Genomic DNA, 21,528 nt, shown 5'->3' on the forward strand with positions numbered 1-21,528 from the left:
GTTCGCCCTCGCGGGCCCGCCGCTGTTCCGGAGACGGAACTGTTCGCACCGACGCGCCCGGAACTTTCACCACAGTTATTTGTAGCAGCCGTCCATATCGCCGCCGACGCCTGGCCCTCGCCCGGAGTCGGGCGTCGCTTCGGCTCGGGCCACCCCGTCCGTTTGCCCGACGGACGGACTCCCATCCCAGCCCGAGCCCACCCAACCCGTTTTGCGTCCCCGACCGAGACAGCGCCGGCGCCGAGCCGCCACAGTTTTGCCGGACACGGACGGCCCCCGATATATGGGCGGACTCCGCGGCGGCGGCCGACGACCCGGCAGCGACTTCGGAGCCACAGGCGCCATCAAGGGAGTCCTCGTGCTGTTCGCGGCGCTCGGACTGCTGTTCGTCCTGTTCGTCGTCCTCGGCTAACACCCCGTTTCGGCTAAGACGAACCACCCGACGGCTTCGGGGGGTACCAAGAAGTATTCCCGGACAAGACGACGGACTACCGTCTCAGAATCGTTAGAACGTCGAAATTGGGTGGCTGGGGAGCCAACGGCCCAATTCAATCCGGCAAAGCACCGGATTACTTTTGGATGGGCCAACGCGGATTTGAACCGCGGACCTCCCGGTTATCAGCCGAGCGCTCAACCTGACTGAGCTATTGGCCCAGGTGAGCGCAATCATGAGTTGCGGGGGGACTTGTTTAAGCGTTTCCGTTCGGCACCACCGTCACGTCATGCGTTCTCACTGTCTGAGTCGTCGCTGTCGACGGAGTAGTGTTCGGGGTCGACGTCGACGACGTCGTCGCCGTCTCCGGAGGCACCACCGGTGTCGGCCGGGCCGAAGCCGCCGGAGTCACCGTCGTCGCTCGGTCCGAAGCCGCCGGGGCCGAAACCGCCGGAGCCGCCCGGACCGCCGCCGGAGTCGGAGCCGTCGTTCGGGAAGCCGGCCGTCCAGACGGCGCCGGTGGCGAAGCCGTCGGTTTTCCGGTCGAGGTACGGTTTCAGCACGTACGTCTCGAGGACGCGCCGGACGGGGTAGCGCGTCGGCGGGAGCGCGAGCAGGAAGCCGATGGCGTCGGTGACGACGCCGGGGGTCAGCAGGAACGCGCCGGCGGCGATGAGGAGTGCGCCGTCGAGCAGTTCCTGGGTCGGGATGTCGCCGGTGGCGAGTTTCCGTTCCAGTTTGCGGAGCGTGTGTCTGCCTTCGGCACGGACGAGCAGCATCCCGACGAGTCCGGTGAGCACGACGACCGCGACCGTCTGGACGGGCGTGATGACGGTGGTCGCGAGCCAGAGCAGCAGCAGGATGTCGGCCAGCGGAATCAGCAGGAGCGCCGCGATGACGTACCGGGCGCGGATGCGCATAGTCGGGATACCCGAGGCCGCCGTATAGCCCTTTTGGAGGCCGTCTCCCGGGCGGCCTGCGGCCGCGGCCCGGGGCTGCCGCGAGGTCGGCCGTAAACGCCGACTTTACCCTCGTCCACCCCGGATTCGGCGTATGACCGACGAGACGCGCGTCGAGTGGCGCGAGTGGGGCGCCGCCGCGTTCGACGAGGCGGAGCGCGACGGGAAGCCCGTCCTGCTGTTCTTGACGGCGACGTGGTGTGACGACTGCCACGAGATGGCGGCCGAGACGTTCGGTGAGCCGCGCATCGCGGCGAACGTCAACGACGGCTTCCTGCCGATCCGGGTCGACGTCGACCGGCGGCCGCGGGTCCGCGAACGGTACAACATGGGCGGCTTCCCGTCGACCGTGTTCACGACGCCGAGCGGCGACCTCATCTCCGGGGCGACGTATCTCGCGCCGGACGGCTTCCGGAGGATTCTGGACCGCGTCCGGGAGACGTGGGACGCGAAGGGCGCCGAGGCCGGCCGGGTGCCGCGGGCGCTCGCCGGCAACGACACCCCCGACGGCCCGGTCGGCGACTACATCGAAGAGCACCTCGCCGGCCAACTGGAGTCGCAGTGGGACTCGGAGTTCGCCGGGTGGGGCGACGACGCGAAGTTCCCGATGCCGCGCACCGTCGAGTTCGCGCTGAAGCGCGACCGCTACATGGCGACGCAGACGCTCGACGCGGTGAACCGGAACCTCGTCGACGACGACGGCGGCGTGTTCCGGTACGCCGCCGCCCGCGACTGGTCGGACCCGGCGCGCGAGAAACTGCTCGCGGACAACGCCGGCGCGCTCCGGGCGTTCGCGAACGCCTACCTCCACACCGGCGACGAGACGTACCGCGACGTCGCCGACGGCATCCACGGCTTCCTGCGCGAGTCGCTGTGGTCCGGGTTCGCGTTCGGCGGCAGCGTCGGGCCGGACGGCGACCGCGTCGACCTGACGGGCTACGCCGGCGGCAACGCGCTCGCGGCCGACGCGCTGCTCACGCTGTACGCGTACACCGACGACGACGACGCCCGGACGTCCGCCGAGGACGCGCTGTCGTTCCTCCGCGACGACCTCGTCGACGACGGCCGAGTCGTCCACTTCCGGGACCGCGACGGCGACCGCGACGCCGCGGAGACGGCAGGCGAAGCGGGGACGACGGGCAGCGCGGACGCGGCGAGTGAGGCGGACGGCGCCGAATCCGACCTGCTCGCGGACGCGGCGCGCGTCACGACGGCGTTCTGCGCCGCCGAGCAGACGCTCGGTGAGGGGCTCGGGACGGCGCGCCGCGTCGCGGACCGCGCAGTCGACGTCCTCGGCGACGAGGCGGCGTTCCGCGACGGCCCGGCGACCGGCGCCGGCCTGCTCGACCGGCCGCTCCGCCCCATCGACGGCTCCGTCGAGTTCGCGGACGCGCTCGTCGACCTGGCGGCGCTCACCGGCGACGACGACTACCGGGAGCGCGCACGGGAGGCCGTCGGGGCGTTCGCGGGCGCCACCGAGCGGATGGGCGCGCAGGTCGCCGGGTTCGGCGCCGTCGCGGCGCGGCTCACCCGCCGGCCGCTCGTCGTCGACGTCGGCGCCCCCGCCGGCTCAGACCTCCACCGGGCGGCGCTCCGCGTCGCCGACCACGAGAAGGTCGTGGTGCCGGCGAGCGACCGCGCGCCGGACGGTGCGGCGACGCTCCGCGGCCGCGACGCCGCCCCCGCGGACTCTCCGGACGAACTGATGCGGCAGGTCGCCGCGGCGACCGAGTAGCCGGCGCGGTCGGCGACCGGCCGACCCGATAAACTGGCGGAGCGTTTTTACTTCGCGGTCCGCATGCAGAACTATGGCAGACCTCCGTGACCTCGGGCTCTCCGAGTACGAGGCTCGCACGTACCGCGCGCTCCTGGACGTCGCCCCGGCAACCGCGAAGGAGTTGTCGGAGGCGAGCGGCGTCCCGATGGGCCGGATTTACGACGTGCTCAACAGCCTCGAACGCCACCGGCTCGCCCGGAGCCAGGCGGCCAGCCGCCCGAAGCGCTACGTCGGCGTCGAACCGGACGCGGCGCTCGACCGGCTGCTCGACGAGAAGAAGCGCGAACTCGCGGAGAAGGCCGACCAGTACGAGGAGATCGTCGCGGAACTCACCCGGGAACTCGACGCGGCGACCCCGGTCGAAGAGCAGTTCTGGACCGCCGCCGTCGGCGCCGAGGACACCGCGGACCTGCTGCTCGAACGGCTCGCCGCGGCGGACGACCGCGTCGTCATGATCGCGTCGGTCCCGGCGTCGGGGCTGGACATCGGCGAAATCGGCGACCGAATCGTCGAGGAACTGGAGGTCGCGCTCGAACGCGGCGTCGACGTGTCGGTGCTGCTCTCGGAGGACCTGCCGTCGACGCTGCCGCGGAGCGTCGGCCGCCGGTACACCGAGCGGATGGCGGACCACCCGTCGTTCGAGGCGCGGACCGCCGCCGGCGTCCGCGGGACGTTCACGCTCGTCGACGACGCCGAGGTCTGCATGGAGGTACCGAGCCCGGTCGACCCGGACGAGTCGTTCGCGATGATAGACCTGAAGGACCCGGAGTTCGCCGCCGACGCCCACGAGACGTTCCGCGCTCGGTGGGAGGAGGCGTCTCCGCTGGCGTTCCCGTAACGAAGCGCAGTCGCGGTCGGTGTGCAGTCGTCGCGGGCGACTGCACCGGCCCCGCCGCCGAGGTCAAGTCGAGATGGCGTCGCAGTGCCAGCCGGGGTCGTTGCCCGTCCGCTCGATGAGGTCAGACCGGCACGCCGGGCAGTAGTCCGGCGTGGCGGACGCCTTCCGAGGAACGTACACTGCACCGCCGCACTCCACGCACGCGTCGGCGGCGATTGTCACGCAGTCCGCACAGACGTTGAAGTCGTCGACCGTCAGGTCGCGCAGCGACTCGAGTTGTTTGTCCAGGGTGTACTCGTCGATGACCGTCTGACAGTTCTGGCACGGTTGCATGGCGATCCGAGAAGATCCATGCGGCGTGTTCACATATACCTTCGCCCGGCGGCGAAACAGGCGGCGGGGTCGCCGTCGGGCGGCTGCTGTCGAGTCAAGCGAGTTCGTCCCGCAGTTGGCCGAGCCGGATGTCGCGTTCGGCGTGCGCGTTGTGCTGGTGGATGGACTCGTCGTTCGACTGCTTCATGCGGACGACGACGTCGTCGTCGAGGTGGTCGAACTCGTCGACGACGTCCTCGGCGAGCGACCGGACGCAGTCCTCGACGAACTTCGCGTCCATGTGCGCCTGGTACGTCATGTGGTCCTCGTCGGGGCGCTTGGCGTAGTTGTAGATGCGGGCGCTCATCGCGTCGCGGGCGACGTCGATGACGTCGAGCAGGTCGACGTCCGGCGTCCCGTCCGCCGTGAACGTCAGCGTCGCGTGGCCGCGCTGGCTGTGGCCGGGCTGGGGCACCTCGTCGAGGAACTCCTCGACGGTGTCGTCGTCGACGCCGAGTTCTTCGAGCTTGTCGCGGGCCCGCGACTCCGACATGCCCTGCGAGCACGGACACACCGTCATCCCGGTGACTTCGGCGCCGATCTCCTCGCGGGTGCCGTCCTCGGTGGCGACCGCCGACGCGATGACGGTCGCGGTGCTCTGGGTTTCGCGGTCGGACGCCGGCGTGTTCTCCTTCGTCACGAACTCCGCGGTCATGCTGACCTCGGCGGTCGACGTGTAGTCGTGCTTCCGGATGAGCCGGTCGGCGGCGTCGCCGCAGACGTCCTCGATGCGGTACGCCTCCTCGCCGACGGCGGCTTCGAGCACCTCGTCGATGACCTCCATGTTCCGGCTCATGTCGATGCCTTTGCGTTCGCCGGGCAGGTCGACGAACACGGAGAACTCGGCCATGAACACCCACGGGCGGTCGTCGCCGCGGTCGATTTTCACGAGCTTCTCGACGCCGGTCACGCCGACCTGACTCAGCCCGACGGTGACGTCCGGCCGGCTCGCCTGCACGTCCGGCAGCTGATGACTCATTTCGTACAACGCTACAGGGGAAGCCGGCGATTAGTGCTTTCGAAACACGAAGATGTCAGGCCGGCTCGACCGTACAGGCAGAACCGTCCGGTTGTCGCGGGCGGACTTCGGGCGTGGCGGCGACGCGGCGTCGACGCGGAGTGACGCGCTGGCGACGCGGTGGCAGCGGTGGCGACGCGGTGCGGTAGGTGAGTCGCGGCGACCGGCGAGCCGTCAGGGCCAGTCGTCGCGGCCGTCGTCGTCCTCGAACGGGTCCGACTCCGGCTCCGGTTCGGCGCGCTCCCAGCCGGCCGCCTCGGCGGCCTGCTCGAGCGGGAGGTACTCCCAGCCGGTCTCCTCGGCGACCGCGCGGTCCTCCTCGGAGGTGCCGACGAACACGTGCCGGTCGGTGTCGAACTGCTGTTTGACGTTCTCCAGCGACTCGGCGACGCCGCGCGGCCCGGAGAAGAAGTCCTGGCGGACGCGGTGCTTCCGGGTGAAGTTCGTGACGACGTACGTCGGCTTCTCGGAGACGACGCCGACGTACTCGGTCCAACTGCGGGCGTCGTTGAACACCGCGTTCGGGTCGGCGAGCGCTTTCAGCGCCTCGAGTTCGAACGCGAGCGTCATGTCTGTGGAACCGCCGCCGTCCATACTACCCGTTCCGCGAACGCCGCCGAAAACGGTGTCGATTGGAACGCGCAGGCGGCGCCGGGGGTCAGCGGGTCCGACGGCGCGGCCGCGCGAGAATCACCGCGGAGCGGCGCCGCCGTGGTGGGCCGGCGGCTGCGACCACGGACACCGGCAGCGCGTGACGGACTCGGCGCCGGGTCGACTCAACGCCGGCCGCGGACGGGGGAGCCGCCGTCCGCCGCCGTCCCGGCGACCGTGGAGTCGACTCCGCCGCGCTCCGCGGCCACCACGCGATAGTACGACGTGAACACGACGACGTCACCCGGCTGAAGCCCCGGTGTGCGTCGCTTCTCGCCGTCCGCCATGTCGGCGACGGCTTCGAGTTCGCCCTCGGAAAGCTGGTCGACGTGCCGGACGGTCGCCTTCTCGGGGACGGCCTCGGCGGGTCGGAGCGTCAGGGTCGGACCGTGTCGTGCCACGAGTTACCATACAACATGATACGCCTTAAATGTTGGTGCAGTGTGGGGAACAGTCAAATGGCAGAGCAGTTCGGCGGCGTGCGGCTCTGACGACGCGCAGTGAACCGGTCGGCGGCGAGGGGATGACGCGGTGAAACGGCCGTACTCTTCAGCGAAATTCGAGAAACGGCGAGAAAGCGGTTCGGGTTCGGTGGTCGAGGCGATTCGGGTTCGGCGGTCGGAACGGTTCGGGTTCGAACGTCGACGTGCGGCGTTACTCCGCGGCGGCCTCGGTTTCGAGGTCGTCGACGGAGAACCCCTCTTTCATCAGGACGTCCTTCTGCCCGGAGACGTCCACCTGCTCGCGCATCAGCGACTTGTACGCGGACTGCGGCGCGAGGTTCCCGATGAGGACGCCGCCGACGATTTTGCCGTCCTTGAGCGCGAGGCGGCGCCACTCGTCGTCGCCGAACTTCTTCATGACCTCGTCGTCGCCGAGCGTCGGGTGGCCGAACGACAGGAACGGGAAGTCGAAGTGCGTGATGGAGTACGACGACACCCACTCGAACTGCTCGGAGCCGTAGTCGAGCATGTTCTTGGCGGCGATGGTGCCCTGCTCTTTCGCGCTGCCCCACGCGCCGTTCTGCGCCTGTTCGCCGAGGATGACGTCGTAAAACCGGGTGATGTCGCCGGCGGCGAACACGTCCTCGTCGTTCGTCCGCATGTACTCGTCGACGACGATGCCGTCGTCCGTCTCGATGTCGGTTCCTTCGACGAGTTCCGTGTTGAGGTTCAGGCCGATGGCGACGCCGGCGAAGTCGGCCTCGTAGCGGTCGCCGTTCGGGTCGACGGCGGCTTCGACGTGGCCGTCGTCGTCGACTTCGAAGTGGTCGACGCCGGAGTCGAACACCGGCTCGACGCCGCGTTCGCGCATCGCCTCGTGCATCAGTTCGGCGCCCTCCTCCGAGAGCGCGTAGCGCCACCAGCTGTTGCCGCGCATCAGGTACTTCCCGGAGACGCCCTGCGCGCCGCAGATGGCGGCGAAGTCGATGCCGAGCAGGCCGGCGCCGACGATGACCGCGTCGTCCGCGTCGTCGGCGGACTCCTTGATGCGGCGGGCGTCCTGGAACGTCCAGAAGTGGTGGACGCCGTCGGCGTCGGAGCCGTCGACGGGGAGCTGCTGCGGGGTGCCGCCGATGGCGAGCAGGAGCTTGTCGTAGTCGTAGACGTCGCCCTCGTGTGTCTCGACTTCGTGGTCGTCCGTCCGGATGTCGACGACGAGCGTGTTCAGTTCGAGGTCGATGTCGCGCTCCTCGTACCAGCCCTCCTGGTGGATGGAGATGGGCGCTTCGGGGAGCTTCCCCTTCGCGTACTCCTTGATGAGGATGCGGTTGTAGAGGGCTTCGCCCTCGTCCGTGATGACCGTGATGTCGGCGTCCGGTTCCTCCTCGCGGAGGGTTTCGGCGGCGGAGCTCCCCGCGATTCCGTCGCCGATGATGACGAACGACTGGCTCATACCCGACCGGTTAGGATTCGGGGTTAATGTGGGTTGCTATCGACGCAGGAGCCACGTCACCCGGTCACACGCCCGGCGTCCGGCGCGCTCGGATCGGCGCGTCGCTGTCCTCGTCGCCGCCGCGTCGCCGCCGCATGGCCACCGCTTAAGCCGCTGGAACGACACGTTTCCGTCGATGAAGCTCCGGCAGAACGTCCGTCACTGGGCCGCGAAGCAGGCACTGACGACGCCGGTCGTCGGCAACGTCGTCCACGACCGACTCGTGGGGCTGCACACCGACGTCTTCCTCGGCCGCGCCGACGAGGCGCACCGCGAGGAGCGGCGCGACCACCTCGACGACTTCTTCGACGCCACCATGGACGCCTACCTCGCGGCGCTCGACGAGGGGTACCCGGAGGCGGAGGCGCGCGAAATCACGCACATCCAGGCGAACTTCGACTTCTTCAACCACGGCTGGGCGGAGATGATGGAGTTCCCGGCCGACGAACTGGAGGCGCACTACCGGCGCTACGAGGAGTTCTTCGCCGACCACGGCGTCACCATCGACGACCCGCTCGGCGAGTTCGCCCCCGACGGCGGCGTCGCTGACGCGCCGGCGACGCCTGACGCGATGGCCGAAGGGGAGTTCGAGAACGCCGTCGCCGGCTTCGCGGACGACGCCTACGTCGTCGACGGCGACGGCGAACTGACGACCGGCGGCGCCGAGGAGCCGGACGACGTCTCCGTGACGGACGCCCCCGGCGTCGACGAGGACGAAGCGAACGCCGACTGACGCCGCCGCAGATTCTCTCGGTTCTCCCGGTCGCCGCGTTCAGAACGCCGACAGCGTCGCGTCGCGGCTGCCGGCGAGGAACCGTTCGATGCGGTCGCGGTCCCAGCCGACCGGCGAGACGACGCTCTCGGCGGCGCGGAGCAGTCGGCGGCGGTAGTAGTCGGCGTCGTAGCGGTCCGGGTCCTCGAACGGGAGTCGGACGCGGCCGCGGCCGCGGGCGTCGTCGTCGGTGACGACGTACGCGACCGACTGGCCGGCGGCGCGGTCGACGCCGGCGTCGGCGTACCGCTCCAGCGCCGCCGCGGTGAGCGTCTCGCGGTTGTACTCGTCGACGGACTTCGACGCGCGGGCGTCGACGACGAGCCGCGACAGGTCGACGTCGCCGCGGCGGAGCCGGCGGAGCTGCCCGGCGAGCCGGTCGCAGACCGCCTCCGGCGTCCGGTCGGCGTCGAACGCCCGGAGGAGGTCGCGCTGGGCGTCCGCGACGAACGCGGGCGTGCTGCGCTGCCGGCACTCGATGCCGCGGACGCGGAAGCCGCCGTCGCTGCGCCGACCGAAGTAGCGTGTGAGCGCGCCGGTCTGCGAGCCGCGCTTCGGCACGAAACACACCCAGTCGTAGTCGGCTTCGTGCTCCAGCGGCACCGACGCGGCGTCCGTCGCGGCCGCCGCGAGCGACGCGGGGTCGGCGGGGTCGTCGCCGTCGGCCCGAATCCAGACGCTGTCGACGATGGCGTGCAGCACGGACCAGCCGCCGCGTTCGAAGGCGTCCTTGGCGTCGAGCAGCGCCTCGCGGGCGAACGCGTTGATGGCTTCGTGGCACTCGATGACGCCGAACTTCGCGTTCCGGTAGCCCTGGTAGCCGAAGCAGGACACCAGCACCCACTTGATGGCGTCGGCGACGCGGCCGGCGGCGTCGTCGCCGTCGGCGGCCCGGCGCTTGCAGCGCGCCCGGTCGTCGAGCAGGCGGGCGAGGACGCCCGGCAGGAACCCTTCGCGGTCGCAGACGCTGTAGCCGAGCCCGGGGACGTCGTCGCCGTCACAGCAGCCGCAGCGGACGGTCTCGGCGCTGAGGTTGTGCTGCCGGATGAGTTCGGGGTACAGCGACGCGAAGTCGAGTTCGACGACGTTCTCGTGGTAGCCGACGGTCGGCGCGAGCGTGGCGCCGCCGCGGTCGGCGTCGTGCAGCGTCGACAGCGGCTTGAACTGCTCGGCCTCCCACGGCCGCCACGGCGCCGGCACGTCGCGGGCGCGGGCGTGCCGAATCTGCATCGACGTCAGGATGCCGCCGATGCTGGCGCGGCCCGCCTCCTGCAGCGGCCGCCCGGAGCGCGCCACGAGGTACAGCAGGCCGTCCAGCCCGGCTTTCCCCCACAGGAAGCTGTTCGAGCGGTCGAGAACCGCTCGGCCGGGGACGGCGTACCGCGCCGGCGAGTGCCCGACGCGGCCGTAGCTGTGGTACGTGTTCTCGCCGGCGAGCCGCCGCCAGCCGCGGTCCGCCGGGGTTTCCCGGCCCCACCGGAACGGGACGTCGACGGCGTCCGCGCGCGCCGAAACCGTCGGGACGACGTCCGCGCTCGACAGCACCAGCGCGTCCGGGTCGACCGCGGCGAGCCGCGCGGCGAGCGTCTCGACCGCCTCGGTTTCGGTGTCGCCCGCGTCGTCGCCGTCGACGCGGAGCGCGGAGACGTCGCCGCCGGCGAGCGCGTCGGTCGGCAGGTCGACGCGGAGCGTCCGGGGGTCGCGCGTCGGCGCCGGGTCGGTGCCGGTGTCGAGGCAGTACCGGAACCCCGGGTCGAGGTCGACGTCGAACAGCCGGAGCGTCCCGGGGGCCGCAGTCGCCGTCTCGAACTCCCGGCGGACGCGGCGCGCGACCGGTCGGACCGCCCGTGCGTCCGCGGCCGTGACGCGGAGCATCCGGCTCGGCTCGCGGTCGTGCAGCGACGGGAACCGCTCCGCGAACCCGGTCTCCGTGACGCGGTCGTCGCCGGCGAGCCAGTCCGCGAGCCGGTCGAGTGTGTCGTCGGGGCCGTCGACGAACAGCGCCGGTTCGTAGTCCGTGACGCGCCGCCGCTCGACGCCCGCGTCGCCGCGGCGCCACTCGACGACGTCGCCGTCGACGAACTCCAGCGAGACGGTCATTCGTCCGCGGGCCGGTCGGCCGTCGCGTCAGCCGCCGCGTCAGTCGCGTCGGCCGCCGCACCGGCCGCCGCGTCGCCGCCCTCGACGCTGTCCAGCCGCGCGCGGAGCCGCCGAATCTCGGTTTCGTGCGCGACGAGCAGCGACACGAGCAGCGCCTCAGTCGGGTCCGTCGGGTTCTGCATCCCGGCGGCCGCGGCGTGCTCGGCCGCGCGCTCGAACAGCCGGTCGAAGTCGTCGCGGTGCTGTGCGCGCAGCGCCCGCCGGAACGTCGACCAGTCCTGCTCGTACGATTCGAGGAACCGCCGGTACGTCGGGTTCGTCCGTCCCATCAGCGCCCACCTCCGGCTGCGGCGACGACGCCGACGAGGACAGCGACGACGCCGGCGACGTCGACAGCGAGTTGGGGAGCGGGAGCGACGCGTGTCACGCGGGTCACGCCGGCACCTCCGCGGTGAGCCGCGGATCGACCGGCTCAAGCCGACCGCACAGGTCGACCCAGTACGGGATGGTGGTCTGCCAGTGGTCGCCGCGGTGGTAGCCGTCGACGTCGAACCCGGGCGCGTCGTACGTCAGGCCGAGGGCGGTCCGCTCGCAGTCGACGACGCGGTCGGCGGCGTCGGCGACGCGGTCGGCGTGGTCGTCGTCGCCGGTGGCGGAGACCACCACCGGGCAGTCCAGCGCGTCCCCGAGTTCGGACAGCGTCGCGAGCGCGGCGCGGAGCAGCCGGTCGGCTTCGCCGTCCGGGACGTCGCCGTCGCGGTACAGCGACGCGACGTTCGGCGCGACGACGAGCCGCGTGCCGGGCCGGGCGCGCCGCGCGAGCGTCCGGACCAGTTCGAGGTGCTGGTACGCCGTGAACGCCCGCGCGACCTGCAGCCCGCGGAGCGCCCGGTCGGCGGGCGCCAGCCGGTACAGCGCGTGCGAGACGGCGGCGTTGCGGGCGTCGACCCAGTACGCCGGGCCGCCCGCCCGGTCGGCGTCCGCGAGCGCGTCGACGACGAGGCGGTGCAGCGCGGTCGACCGCGCGTCGGGCGGCCGGAGCAGCGTCACGCCGTCGTCGAGCGTCGGCTGGTCGAGCTGTGCCCCGTCGGCGCCGTCGTCCCGAATCGGCTCTGGGCCGTGCATGCGACACGCTTCCGCCGGGACGCGCTTAACCGCGAGCCACGCACGGAGCGGAAGTGAAACCGCGGCTTCGGCGGCGAACCGCCGGCTCCGGGTCGCTACCGCTCGGTGTCACGGGTCGGCGCCGGGCGGAAGTGGAGCCGCGGCTTGTTTCCGGGCGTTTCGCGTCCGTCAGCGCGGCCGGCTCCGGCGGAGCCGAGCCGTCACTCGCGGCGCTCGGCGATGCGGTCGGCGCACTCGTAGCCGGCGAGGACGCCGCCGTTGAGGCTGCGTTCGGGGTACTGCGCCTCCGACGCCATGCCGGCGTAGTAGAGGCCGTCGGCGACGTCGTCGCCGAGGTCGTACGGCACCACCATGTCGAGGTAGCCCTGCTCGTAAATCGGGGCGGCGCGCGGGGCGCGCGCCAGCCGGAAGTCGGTGACGTCGCCCCGGTCGAACGACGGGAACAGGTCCTCGACGCCGGCGAGCCACCGGGTCCGGATTTCGTCGTCGTCAGCGGCCCACAGCCACTCGTCGTCGCTCTGGACGTAGCTCGCGAGGTACAGCAGGTGGTCGCCGCCGTAGCGCTCCGGCGGCACGAAGTTCGTGTGTTCGATGAGCGCGCCGAACGGGGCGTCGTCGGCGACGTTCAGCCAGTACGTGTCGGTGAGCTGGTCGTCCAGCGTGACGACGGCGCAGACGGCGGCCTGGAAGTCGATGTCGCAGGGGTAGCCGGTGAGGTCCTCCAGGACGTTCGGCATCGTCGTGACGACGACGTCGTCGACCGGTTCGGTCCGCGGGCCGTCGTCGCCGTCGACCGTGACCGACGCGACGGCGCCGTCCTCGACGCCGACGTCGGTGACGGGGGCGTTCGTCTCGACGTTGTCGCGGCCGACGGCGTCGACGAGCGCGTCCACGAGGACGCTGAAACTGCCGTCGAAGTAGCCGAGGATTTCGCCGCGGAGCAGGTCGCGTTCGCCGCGGAACTTGATGCGGCCGAGCAGCCACGCCGCCGACACGTCGTGCTTCCGGTCGCCGAACTTCGCGTCGAGCAGCGGGTCGAAGAAGGTGTCGTAGACGTTCTCGGTGGTGTGCGCTTTCGCGAACTCGACGGCGGACTGGTGTTCGAAGTCCTCGAGCCGCTCGTAGGTGTCGAACGACGGGACGCCGCCGCGGACGTCGACGTCGAGCGTCAGCATCGCGAGCCGGAACTTGTCGTAGAGGCTCCAGTGCGGGAACGCCAGAATCTCCCACGGCGTGTCCATCGGGTAGACGGTACCGTCGACGTAGTAGGCGTTCTTGCCGACGCGCCACTCGACGGCGTCGCCGACGCCGAGTTCCTCGGCGAGGTCGACGATGGTCTGTTCGGACTTCGAGAGGTGGTGGTAGAACTGTTCGACGTCGTCGCCGGCGGTGTCGTAGGTGCGCGCGAGGCCGCCGAGGGCGTCGTCGCCGCCGGCCTCGAACACGCGGACGTCGTGGCCGCGCTGGCGGAGCCGGTAGGCGGCGGACAGCCCCGCGATGCCGCCACCGACGATAGCGATCATGTCACCGAGTCGGCGACCGGGCGCTAAGTCGCTTGTGGAATCCCGGGTCGACGCCGAGACGGCCGGTCCGGGCGGACCCGAACTGCTTTGGCGGCGGCGACGCGAACGCCGGTATGAGCGACCGGGAGCGCAGCGGGGACGCCGGTGACGCTGACCGCGGCGTCGACGACGCCAGCGACGCCGACGGTGCCGACGCCGGCGGCGACGCCGAGGCGGCCGAGACGGTGAAGCGGACGCGGCCGTGCCCGTACTGCGGCGCGTCGATGAATCACCGGCACTGCAAGTACGTCTGCCCGGAGCACGGCGTCGTGTTCGACTGCGCCGACACGTTCTACTGACCCGCCGGCCCGTTCTGCCGAGGCGAGCCGTGGTGGTGCGCGCGCCGCGGAGCCGTCACCAACTGTTATGGTTCTGGACGCCGTCTCAGGTTCTACTCAAATGCGTGGAGGGAACCGGACCGCCCGATTCGAGGTCGCCTCGACGTGGTCATGGTAGCCGACGAACAGCTCGCCCGCAGCAAACGAATCCAGCAGCGCACCGGGAGGACCTTCCACTTCGCCACCCGCCTCCTCCCCGAACGAATCCGGCACCCGACGTACGTCCTGTACGCGTTCTTCCGGGTCGCCGACGAGGTCGTCGACGACCCCGACCCGGCGCCGCCGGCCGAACAGCGCGCCCGACTGGAACGCCTCCGCGACGTGGCGCTCGGCCGGACCGACGCCGACGAATCGGCCGAGACTGACGCCGCGGACCTGGCTGACGCAGCAGATTCGGCCGATTCGTCGGGGCCACCGGAGGACCCGAGCGCCGCTGCCGACGACGACGACGACGGCGGCGACGTCGCCGGCGTCGACGCTGCCGCCGGCGCCACCAGCACCGACGTCGACCCGGTGGTGTCGGCGTTCTCGGCGGTCCGCGAGGAGTACGGCATCGCCGACGAGGACGTCGACGTCTTCGTGGACGCGATGCTGTCGGACATCGAGACGGACCGCTACGAGACGTACGACGAACTGGAGGCGTACATGGACGGCTCCGCCGCCGCGGTCGGCCGGATGATGACGGCCGTGATGGACCCGGAGCTGCCCGAGCAGGCGCGGACGCACGCGACGGCGCTCGGCGAGGCGTTCCAGCTCACCAACTTCGTCCGCGACGTCCGCGAGGACATCGTCGAGCGCGACCGCGTCTACCTGCCCGAAGAGACGCTCGACCGCTACGGCGTCACCGCAGACCAGCTGCGTCGGTTCGAGTTCGACGACGACGTCGCCGCGGCGATTCGTCACGAGACGCAGCGCGCCGAGGAGCTGTACAAGGAGGGCGTCGCCGGCATCCAGTACCTGCCGGCCGACTGCCGGTTCGCGGTGCTGCTCTCGGCCGTCCTGTACGCCGAACACCACCGGCTCGTTCGGCGCCGCGGCTACGACACGCTCACGGCGACGCCGCAGCTCGGCGCGATGCGGAAGACGGTGCTGCTCGCCCGGACGTGGTGGGCGTGGATTCGGACGAAAGACCCGGAGGCCGTGTTCCGGTCGGTGAGCTGCGTGCCGTACGGCGACCGCGCGCAGGCCGACGCCCGGCACAGCGACACGTCGCCGGCGCGCTGACCGCGACCGTCGGCGACCGAGGCGGCATCCGCGGCGTCGGAGCGGTCCGCGGTGACGGAGCGGTCGGCGTCGGAGCGGTCGACGCGGCGCGCGACTTCCCTTACCCGCGGCGGAACGGCTGTGTGAACAGCGCGGCGTCGAACCGGTCGGCGGCGACGAGGCCGGCGCCGATGCCGGCCGCGACCGCGACGGCGACCCAGTTGGCGAAGACGGCGTTGACGGCGCCCCACAGCAGCACGAAGCTCACCATGTCGTCGAGCATGAACTCGCAGTCGGCGAGCCGCGCGGTCAGCGCGGCGCGGTCGAACGACCGGTCGAGGATGCCGACGGAGACGGTCGCGGACAGCACCCAGCCGGCGAAGTTGGACGCCGGGACGCCGTAGAAGCCGCCGCCGCTGAACGCGCCGAGCGCGCCGCCGAACACCCGGTCGACGAGCCCCGCTGCGCCCGCCGCTCCTGCGCCGGCCGCTGCTTCCGTCGCCGCGGCGTCGGCTCCGACCCCGGGGTACGTCCAGAATTCGAGCGCGACGGCCGCCGGGTCGAGCACGACGTCGAGCAGGACGACGAGGCCGACGACGGCGGCGAGCCGCGTCGGGCCGTGGGCGGCGCGCCCGCCGAGCAGCAGCAGGCACAGCAGGTAGGCGTTGACGACGAGTGGCACGAAGAACACCGGGAGGCCGAGCGGGACGCCGGCGACGGTCGGGCCGAGCGCGACGCCGTAGACGAACTCGCCGTACGGCCAGCCGGTGTGGACGCCGACGTACTCGATTCCGTACGCGTACAGCGACAGCAGCGCGACGCCGGCGGCGGCCCGGCGGTCCGTCAGCGGCGCGACGCCGGCGACGAGCGGGAGCCGCATCACGGCGGTGCCGAACAGGACGAGCCAGCCGTTGAACGCGAGCCAGTCCGGCACCGCCGGCACGGTCGCAGACGCGAGCAGCATTGCGGCGCCGACCAGCGGGAACACGACGGCGATGGTGAACCGGTTGTCGCGCACCAGGTCGTCGAGCGCCGCCTCCGCGTCGCGCCGCGACTCGGGGAGCCGGTCCGCGAGTCCGCGCAGCCGGCCGAGTCGGGACGCGGCGTCGGTCACGGCAGCACCGCCTCCGGCGGGACGAGCCGGGCGAGTCCGCCGACGGTGAGCGCGGCGCCGACGGCGGTGTTGACCGCGGGGAACCACCAGTACGCCCGGTCGACGGCGACGCCGCCGAGCCGAATCGCGGCGACGAGCAGCGGGTAGAGGGCGAGTGGCGCGGCGAGCAGCGGGTGGACCGCGGCGAACGCGGCGGCTGCGAGCAGCCAGCACGCCGCGCAGTACCGCAGCGTCCACGCCTCGCCGAGCACGGTCGCGGTCGTCCGGATGCCGGCCGCGCGGTCCGGTTCGATGTCGGGCGCCGCCGAGAACGTGTGCATCCCCATCGCCCACAGCCAGCCGCCGGCGAGCGCTGCCAGCGGCGGATGGTGACCGGCGACGGCGGCGTAGGCGGCCGCGCCGGGCAGCACGTACAGGCCGTTCGAGACGGAGTCGAGCGGCGGCGACGTCTTCAGCCGCAGCGGCGGCGCCGAGTACGCGACGCCGAGCGCGAGGAAGCCGACGAGGTACGGCCGGGCCGCCGGCGGCGACGCGACGAGCAGCGGCGCCGACAGCGCCGCCGCGGCGACGACGACGGCCGGTACCAGCGCGCCGCCGTCGTACCGCACCTCCGGGGCGTCCTCGCCTTTCTTCTCCGGGTTCGCGGCGTCGACGTCGCGGTCGAACACGTCGTTGACGCCGTACAGCAGCAGGTTCGCCGGCAGCAGGAAGTAGGCGAACAGCGCGGCCGGCAGCGCGCCGACGAGCGCCGGGACCGTCGGGGCGCCGTAGGCGACGCCGACGAGCACCGGGCCGGCGAGGTACAGCCAGAACCGCGGCCGCGACAGCCGAAGCAGGTAGCCGAGTCGGCCGGCGACGCCCGCGGCGGTGAGTCGAGACATGGGCTGGTCAGTCAGGGAGTCGTCAGTCCTCGGCGAGCAGTTCGGCTGTGAGCAGGCCGCTGATGAGACACATCGGGACGCCGATTCCGGGCGACGTGTACGACCCGGTGAAGTAGAGCCCGTCGACCGCGGACGACCGGTGGCTCGGCCGGAGCGGCGCGGTCTGCCGGAGGGTGTGCGCCAGTCCGAGCGCCGACCCGCGCGTCGCGTTGTACCGGTCGGCGAAGTCGTCGACCGCGAACCGCTCTTCGAACACGATGCGGTCGCGGAGGTCGACGCCGGTGTTGGCGGCGACGTCGTCGAGCACCTGGTCGCGGTAGGCGTCGCGGCGCTCGGGCGTGTCGTCCAGCCCGGCGGCGATGGGGACGAGCACGAACAGCGCGCTGTGGCCGTCGGGCGCGACGCTGTCGTCCGTTTTCGACGGCGCGCAGACGTAGTACGCCGGGTCGTCGGGCCACGCCGGGTCGTCGAAGATTTCGGCGAAGTGGTCGTCCCAGTCGGTCGGCAGCACCAGCGTGTGGTGAGCGAGCTCCGAGAGGTCGCCCTCGACGCCGAGGTACAGCAGGAACGCCGACGGCGCGTACGTCCGGCTCTCCCAGTAGTCCGCGTCGTACTGCCGCTTTTCGGGCGGCAGCAGCTCCTGCTCCGTGTAGGCGTAGTCGGCGTCGCTGACGACGCGGTCGGCGAGGTAGCGGTCGCCGCCGGCGACGTCGACCGCGAAGCCGCCGCGCCGCCCCTCGATGCCCGTGACGGCGGCGTCGGTGACGAACTCGACGCCGAGTTCGCGGCCGAGTTCGGCGATGCCGTCGACGACGGAGCCGATGCCGCCCTCCGGGTAGTGGACGCCGAGGTTGAAGTCGACGTGGCTCATCAGGTTGTACAGCGCCGGCGTGTTGTGCGGCGACCCGCCGAGGAACACCAGCGTGTACTGCATCAGCTGCTGGAGCTTCGGGTGGTCGAAGTACTCCTCGACGTGCTCTTGCATCGTCCCGAGCAGCGACAGGCCGCGGGCGTGCCGCAGCACCGCCGGGTCGACGAAGTCGCGGAAGCGGTCGCGGCGCTCGTAGACGAAGTGGCGCATCCCGACCTCGTAGTTCTCCCGGGACTTCGCGAGGTACTCCTCCAGCGCGGCGCCGGCGCCCGGCTCGTACCCCTCGAACGTCGCCTTGTTCGCCGCCAGGTCCGGGCCGAGTTCGACGCTGTCGCCGTCCTTGAAGAAGACGCGGTAGTGCGGGTCGAGCTGCTCCAGCGCGTAGTAGTCGTCGACGGCGCGGTCGAAGTGCCCGAAGAACGTCTCGAAGACGTCCGGCATCAGGTACCACGACGGCCCCATGTCGAACCGGAAGCCGTCGGCCTCCAGCACCGACGCGCGGCCGCCGAGCTGCTCGTTCTTCTCAAGCACGGTGACGTCGGCGCCGGCGTCTGCCAGGTAACAGCTCGTCGCGAGCCCGCCGAAGCCGCCGCCGACCACGACGACGTCGGTGCCGGCGAGCGACTCGGGGACGCGAGGCTCTCGCATGGAACCGTCGTAGGCGCCGGCTCCGCATAAAACAGGGGGCGACGTGCGCGCGCCGAACCCGGCCGGAGGGCGGACCGCCCGAAAATCGCGTCCGCGGATACGTCGTCGCGTCCGCGGTTACGACGTCGACGGCGACATCTGGATGTCGAGCGCCTTCTGGATGATCTGGTTGAACGCCATCGAGCAGAGGAAGTACCAGATGATCCACGCCGGCATGATGAACACGCCGTCGGTCCAGCTGACGGTGCCGGCGAGCGGCAGCACCACCTGCGAGAACTCGCCGTGCGCCTCGCCGCCGCGCAGCCCGATCTTCCAGTACATCCAGAGGAACGCCGGGATGGTGATGACCATGATCCACACCATCGGCCGGAACTGCTCTTTGAACATGCCGAGCTGGTCGCCCATCGCCTCCATCTGCTCCTCCTGGATGCGGTCGAGCGCGTCGTCGTCGCCGCGCTCCTTCGCGGCTTTCCGGCGCTCCTGGATGTCCTGCATGCGCTCCTGGTAGGCGCCCATCCGCTCCATGTCCATGAGGTTCCCGCGGAGCAGCGTCGAGTACAGCCCCGTGATGGTCGCGATGACCATGATGACCGCGTAGAACGGCAGCGCCTCCTGGAGCGGCCCGAGAACGACGTCCATCGCCGAGCCGATGACGTTCCGGACGGCGGTGACGGTGTAGCCGATGAAGAACAGCACCGTCACGGCCGCGGCGGCCTTGTCGTAGACGCTCCACGACGCGCCCTCCTTGTCCGGGATTTCGACGTTGCTGCCGCCGAGGTCGTCGTCCGGCGACTCCAGCCCGGACTCGATGGCGTCCCGGTCGGCGAGCCGGAAGCCGGCCTCGCCGTCCTCGAGGATGCCGCGCTCGATGAGCCGGCCCCACGCGCCGCTGGAGACGTCCTCGCGGACGTCCGTCCACTTGACTTCGCCGTCCTCGGCGCGCTCCAGGACGGTCTCGATCGCGTCGCGCATCTCGGGCTCCGACGCGAGATCCCGGACGCGCGCTTCGATACGTGCCATTACGGCGGGCTAGGCGGTCGGCCCGTAAGAAGGTTTAGCAATCGGCCCGGCGCCGAGCCGCGGCCGGTCGCAGCGCCGACCCACAGCCAGCCGGGGACGCCCGACTCTCGGAACCGCCGGGTCAGTTCTCGACGACGTCCTGAATCCGGTCGAAGACGTCGTCCGGGGTGCCCTCGCCGGACACCTCGACGAGCGCGCCCTCGTCGCGGTAGTGCTCGACGACCGGCTCGGTGTTCTCCCGGTAGACGCGGAGTCGTTCGCGGACGGTCTCTTCGGTGTCGTCGTCGCGCTGAACGAGGTCGGCGCCGCACTCGTCGCAGACGCCCTCCTCCGCCGGCTGGTCGAACTCGACGTGGTAGTTCGCGCCGCACTCCGGGCAGACGCGGCGGCCGGTGAGCCGGTCGACCAGTTCGTCCTCCGGGACGTCCAGGAAGACGACGTAGTCCAGGTCGGTCTCCTCAGAGAGGAACTCGGCCTGGTCGAGGTTGCGCGGGTAGCCGTCGAGCACGAAGCCGTCGGCGTCTTCGAGCGCCGCGACGACGATTTCGTTGACGACCGGGTCCGGGACGAGTTCGCCGGCGTCCATGTACTCGGCGGGCGTCCCGTACTCCGTCTCCATCTCCTTGTTCTCGCGGAGCGCGTCGCCGGTCGTGATGTGGTCGAGGTCGTACTCGTCGGCGAGTCGCTTGCTCTGCGTCCCCTTCCCGGCGCCCGGCGGCCCGAGCAGCAGAATTCGGTAGTCGGCCATACGCGGAGCGTCCGCAGCCACGAATAAAGGCGTGCTGAAAGCGGCGCGATTCCGAGCCGAACGCGGCGGACGGGCCCCGGAGTCGACGACGGCGACGCCGACAGGGGCAGCGACGGCAACGGCGACGCCGACTCGGCGAATCGGGAGTGGCGAACCGAGAGGGAAGGAGACAACCGAGAGAATGGACCGGTCACCGGCGAGAACACGGCACCGAAAAGCACACGTCGGCGGGGCGAGACCGACCGCTCGTGATTCCAGCCCTCCCACTGTTCGGCGGTATCCCCGGCGGCCCAGAGCTCATCATCATCTTCCTGCTGTTCGGGATTCTCGGTGTGCTCATCCCGGTCGGCGCCGCCTACTGGGTGTATCAGGACGCGCAGGCCCGCGGCAACGACGACGCGACGCTCTGGGCGATCGTGACGCTGGCCGGCGGCCTGTTCGCGTGGCTCGTCGGCGTCGCCGCCGCCATCGCGCTGTACGTCCTCGTCGGCCGCGACTGAAACGGCCGAGCCGAGACCGGTTCCGGCCCCGTTTCCCGTTTCGGTTCCGGACGCCGACTCTCGGCGCCGCGGCCGCCTAAATCTGCGTCACCCACGCCCGGTAGTCCTCGTCGCGGTCGTACACGTCGGTGAACACGTGGTCGAGGAAGTCGGCGAGCCGGTTCGCGTCCGACCGCGCCGAAATCCGGACGTTCGTCCCCTCCGCCTCCTCCGGCGACTCCCGGGCGTCGACGCGGAACTCCGGGTAGTCGTCGAGCAGCGCGTGCAGCCGGTCGAGCTCCTCGTCGGTGCAGTCGAGGTTGAACGTCTTCTCCGCGAACTGCACCCACGGCGGCACCGCCGGCTCCTCGTCCGCGTCCTCGTCGGCGTCGCCGTCGGCGTTCTCGGCGTCCGCTCCGTCCTCGGTCGACTCGCCGAATTCGAGCGTCTCCCGCGGCGGCTCGGCCTCCACGGTGAGGAACTGGCTGCCGCGGTTCCGGTGGGCGGTGACGGCGTCCGCGAACAGCTTTCGGCGGTCCGCCGGCGTGTCGGCGTCGAAACGGGTCACGTCCACCGCTACGGCGAACCACCGTAAAAACCGGGCGCCTCGCGGCCCGCCGCCGAACCGGCGAACGCTGCGGCGTTCCGAGACCTGGAAGCCGCGACTGGGATTGCGTCGGGGAG

23 protein-coding genes and 1 tRNA gene are annotated in these 21,528 nt (G+C 71.3%); 7 read left to right on the forward strand and 17 right to left on the reverse strand.

The window, feature by feature from the left end:
• Positions 1-283 precede the first annotated feature (283 nt).
• On the forward strand, positions 284-412 hold the full coding sequence (locus ACQUS7_RS02860) for a hypothetical protein (protein ID WP_435127865.1): 129 nt from the start codon (positions 284-286) through the stop codon (positions 410-412).
• Between the two features lie 168 nt (positions 413-580).
• On the opposite strand, the gene ACQUS7_RS02865 is transcribed toward ACQUS7_RS02860, so the two are convergent.
• A tRNA-Ile gene (locus tag ACQUS7_RS02865) sits at positions 581-654 on the reverse strand.
• A gap of 66 nt (positions 655-720) precedes the next feature.
• Entirely contained in the window at positions 721-1,347 is a 627-nt protein-coding gene (locus ACQUS7_RS02870) for an FxsA family protein (RefSeq protein ID WP_435145226.1), read from the reverse strand.
• A 139-nt stretch (positions 1,348-1,486) separates the two neighbouring features.
• Between ACQUS7_RS02870 and ACQUS7_RS02875 the strand changes: the two genes are divergently transcribed.
• Entirely contained in the window at positions 1,487-3,127 is a 1,641-nt protein-coding gene (locus ACQUS7_RS02875) for a DUF255 domain-containing protein (RefSeq protein WP_435144448.1), read from the forward strand.
• A 73-nt stretch (positions 3,128-3,200) separates the two neighbouring features.
• Entirely contained in the window at positions 3,201-4,007 is an 807-nt protein-coding gene (locus ACQUS7_RS02880) for a TrmB family transcriptional regulator (protein WP_435127861.1), read from the forward strand.
• A 63-nt stretch (positions 4,008-4,070) separates the two neighbouring features.
• Here the strand turns inward: ACQUS7_RS02880 and ACQUS7_RS02885 are convergent, their stop codons facing one another.
• The 5 genes from ACQUS7_RS02885 to ACQUS7_RS02905 all read right to left on the reverse strand — a co-directional run bounded on the left by ACQUS7_RS02885 (position 4,071) and on the right by ACQUS7_RS02905 (position 7,944).
• On the reverse strand, positions 4,071-4,340 hold the full coding sequence (locus ACQUS7_RS02885) for a DUF7571 family protein (RefSeq protein WP_435144452.1): 270 nt from the start codon (positions 4,338-4,340) through the stop codon (positions 4,071-4,073).
• 94 nt (positions 4,341-4,434) lie between these two features.
• Positions 4,435-5,358, reverse strand: coding sequence for a GTP cyclohydrolase MptA (gene mptA, locus ACQUS7_RS02890; RefSeq protein ID WP_435144455.1), 924 nt, complete (start codon positions 5,356-5,358; stop codon positions 4,435-4,437).
• A 213-nt stretch (positions 5,359-5,571) separates the two neighbouring features.
• Complete coding sequence (locus ACQUS7_RS02895) at positions 5,572-5,991, reverse strand: DUF7124 domain-containing protein (protein ID WP_435127857.1); 420 nt, start codon at positions 5,989-5,991, stop codon at positions 5,572-5,574.
• 182 nt (positions 5,992-6,173) lie between these two features.
• A complete protein-coding gene (locus tag ACQUS7_RS02900; RefSeq protein ID WP_435127855.1) occupies positions 6,174-6,449 on the reverse strand; it encodes a hypothetical protein in 276 nt (91 codons plus the stop codon).
• Between the two features lie 253 nt (positions 6,450-6,702).
• Positions 6,703-7,944 (reverse strand): NAD(P)/FAD-dependent oxidoreductase, encoded by a 1,242-nt coding sequence (locus tag ACQUS7_RS02905; RefSeq protein WP_435144460.1) that lies wholly within the window; start codon positions 7,942-7,944, stop codon positions 6,703-6,705.
• Between the two features lie 175 nt (positions 7,945-8,119).
• Between ACQUS7_RS02905 and ACQUS7_RS02910 the strand changes: the two genes are divergently transcribed.
• Positions 8,120-8,716 carry a DUF6149 family protein gene (locus ACQUS7_RS02910; protein ID WP_435144463.1) on the forward strand — a complete coding sequence of 199 codons (597 nt, stop codon included), beginning with the start codon at positions 8,120-8,122 and terminating at the stop codon, positions 8,714-8,716.
• A gap of 39 nt (positions 8,717-8,755) precedes the next feature.
• Here ACQUS7_RS02910 and ACQUS7_RS02915 read toward each other — a convergent pair whose 3' ends face one another.
• From ACQUS7_RS02915 to ACQUS7_RS02930, 4 genes are all read right to left on the reverse strand, one after another.
• Positions 8,756-10,855, reverse strand: coding sequence for a type B DNA-directed DNA polymerase (locus ACQUS7_RS02915; RefSeq protein ID WP_435144466.1), 2,100 nt, complete (start codon positions 10,853-10,855; stop codon positions 8,756-8,758).
• Positions 10,852-11,184, reverse strand: coding sequence for a hypothetical protein (locus ACQUS7_RS02920; protein ID WP_435127847.1), 333 nt, complete (start codon positions 11,182-11,184; stop codon positions 10,852-10,854). The genes ACQUS7_RS02915 and ACQUS7_RS02920 overlap by 4 nt, the downstream gene beginning before the upstream one ends.
• 103 nt (positions 11,185-11,287) lie before the next feature.
• The gene (locus tag ACQUS7_RS02925) at positions 11,288-11,980 is read right to left on the reverse strand and encodes a hypothetical protein (RefSeq protein ID WP_435144468.1); all 693 of its coding nucleotides are present in this window, start codon (positions 11,978-11,980) and stop codon (positions 11,288-11,290) included.
• 200 nt (positions 11,981-12,180) lie between these two features.
• Positions 12,181-13,503: an NAD(P)/FAD-dependent oxidoreductase gene (locus ACQUS7_RS02930; RefSeq protein ID WP_435127843.1), complete on the reverse strand. Its 1,323-nt coding sequence runs from the start codon at positions 13,501-13,503 to the stop codon at positions 12,181-12,183.
• A gap of 224 nt (positions 13,504-13,727) precedes the next feature.
• On the opposite strand from ACQUS7_RS02930, the gene ACQUS7_RS02935 reads away from it, so the two are divergent.
• Complete coding sequence (locus ACQUS7_RS02935; RefSeq protein ID WP_435128176.1) at positions 13,728-13,841, forward strand: HVO_2523 family zinc finger protein; 114 nt, start codon at positions 13,728-13,730, stop codon at positions 13,839-13,841.
• Between the two features lie 150 nt (positions 13,842-13,991).
• Positions 13,992-15,104 (forward strand): phytoene/squalene synthase family protein, encoded by a 1,113-nt coding sequence (locus ACQUS7_RS02940; RefSeq protein WP_435145229.1) that lies wholly within the window; start codon positions 13,992-13,994, stop codon positions 15,102-15,104.
• A gap of 100 nt (positions 15,105-15,204) precedes the next feature.
• On the opposite strand, the gene ACQUS7_RS02945 is transcribed toward ACQUS7_RS02940, so the two are convergent.
• The 5 genes from ACQUS7_RS02945 to ACQUS7_RS02965 form a co-directional block, all read right to left on the reverse strand.
• Complete coding sequence (locus ACQUS7_RS02945; protein WP_435144471.1) at positions 15,205-16,197, reverse strand: carotenoid biosynthesis protein; 993 nt, start codon at positions 16,195-16,197, stop codon at positions 15,205-15,207.
• Positions 16,194-17,078, reverse strand: coding sequence for a prenyltransferase (locus tag ACQUS7_RS02950; protein WP_435144474.1), 885 nt, complete (start codon positions 17,076-17,078; stop codon positions 16,194-16,196). The genes ACQUS7_RS02945 and ACQUS7_RS02950 overlap by 4 nt, the downstream gene beginning before the upstream one ends.
• 22 nt (positions 17,079-17,100) lie before the next feature.
• Entirely contained in the window at positions 17,101-18,597 is a 1,497-nt protein-coding gene (locus ACQUS7_RS02955; protein WP_435144477.1) for a phytoene desaturase family protein, read from the reverse strand.
• A 117-nt stretch (positions 18,598-18,714) separates the two neighbouring features.
• Entirely contained in the window at positions 18,715-19,617 is a 903-nt protein-coding gene (locus ACQUS7_RS02960) for a DUF106 domain-containing protein (protein ID WP_435144480.1), read from the reverse strand.
• Positions 19,618-19,738: 121 nt separating this feature from the next.
• A complete protein-coding gene (locus ACQUS7_RS02965) occupies positions 19,739-20,365 on the reverse strand; it encodes an adenylate kinase (protein WP_435144483.1) in 627 nt (208 codons plus the stop codon).
• Positions 20,366-20,613: 248 nt separating this feature from the next.
• Here ACQUS7_RS02965 and ACQUS7_RS02970 point away from each other — a divergent pair, with 248 nt between their 5' ends.
• Positions 20,614-20,865 carry a PLDc N-terminal domain-containing protein gene (locus tag ACQUS7_RS02970; protein ID WP_435144485.1) on the forward strand — a complete coding sequence of 84 codons (252 nt, stop codon included), beginning with the start codon at positions 20,614-20,616 and terminating at the stop codon, positions 20,863-20,865.
• Positions 20,866-20,941: 76 nt separating this feature from the next.
• On the opposite strand, the gene ACQUS7_RS02975 is transcribed toward ACQUS7_RS02970, so the two are convergent.
• Positions 20,942-21,412, reverse strand: coding sequence for a hypothetical protein (locus ACQUS7_RS02975; protein WP_435144488.1), 471 nt, complete (start codon positions 21,410-21,412; stop codon positions 20,942-20,944).
• Positions 21,413-21,528 lie beyond the last annotated feature (116 nt).

This window comes from Halobaculum sp. P14 (assembly GCF_051195155.1).
Classification (GTDB): Archaea; Halobacteriota; Halobacteria; order Halobacteriales; family Haloferacaceae; genus JBNTKA01.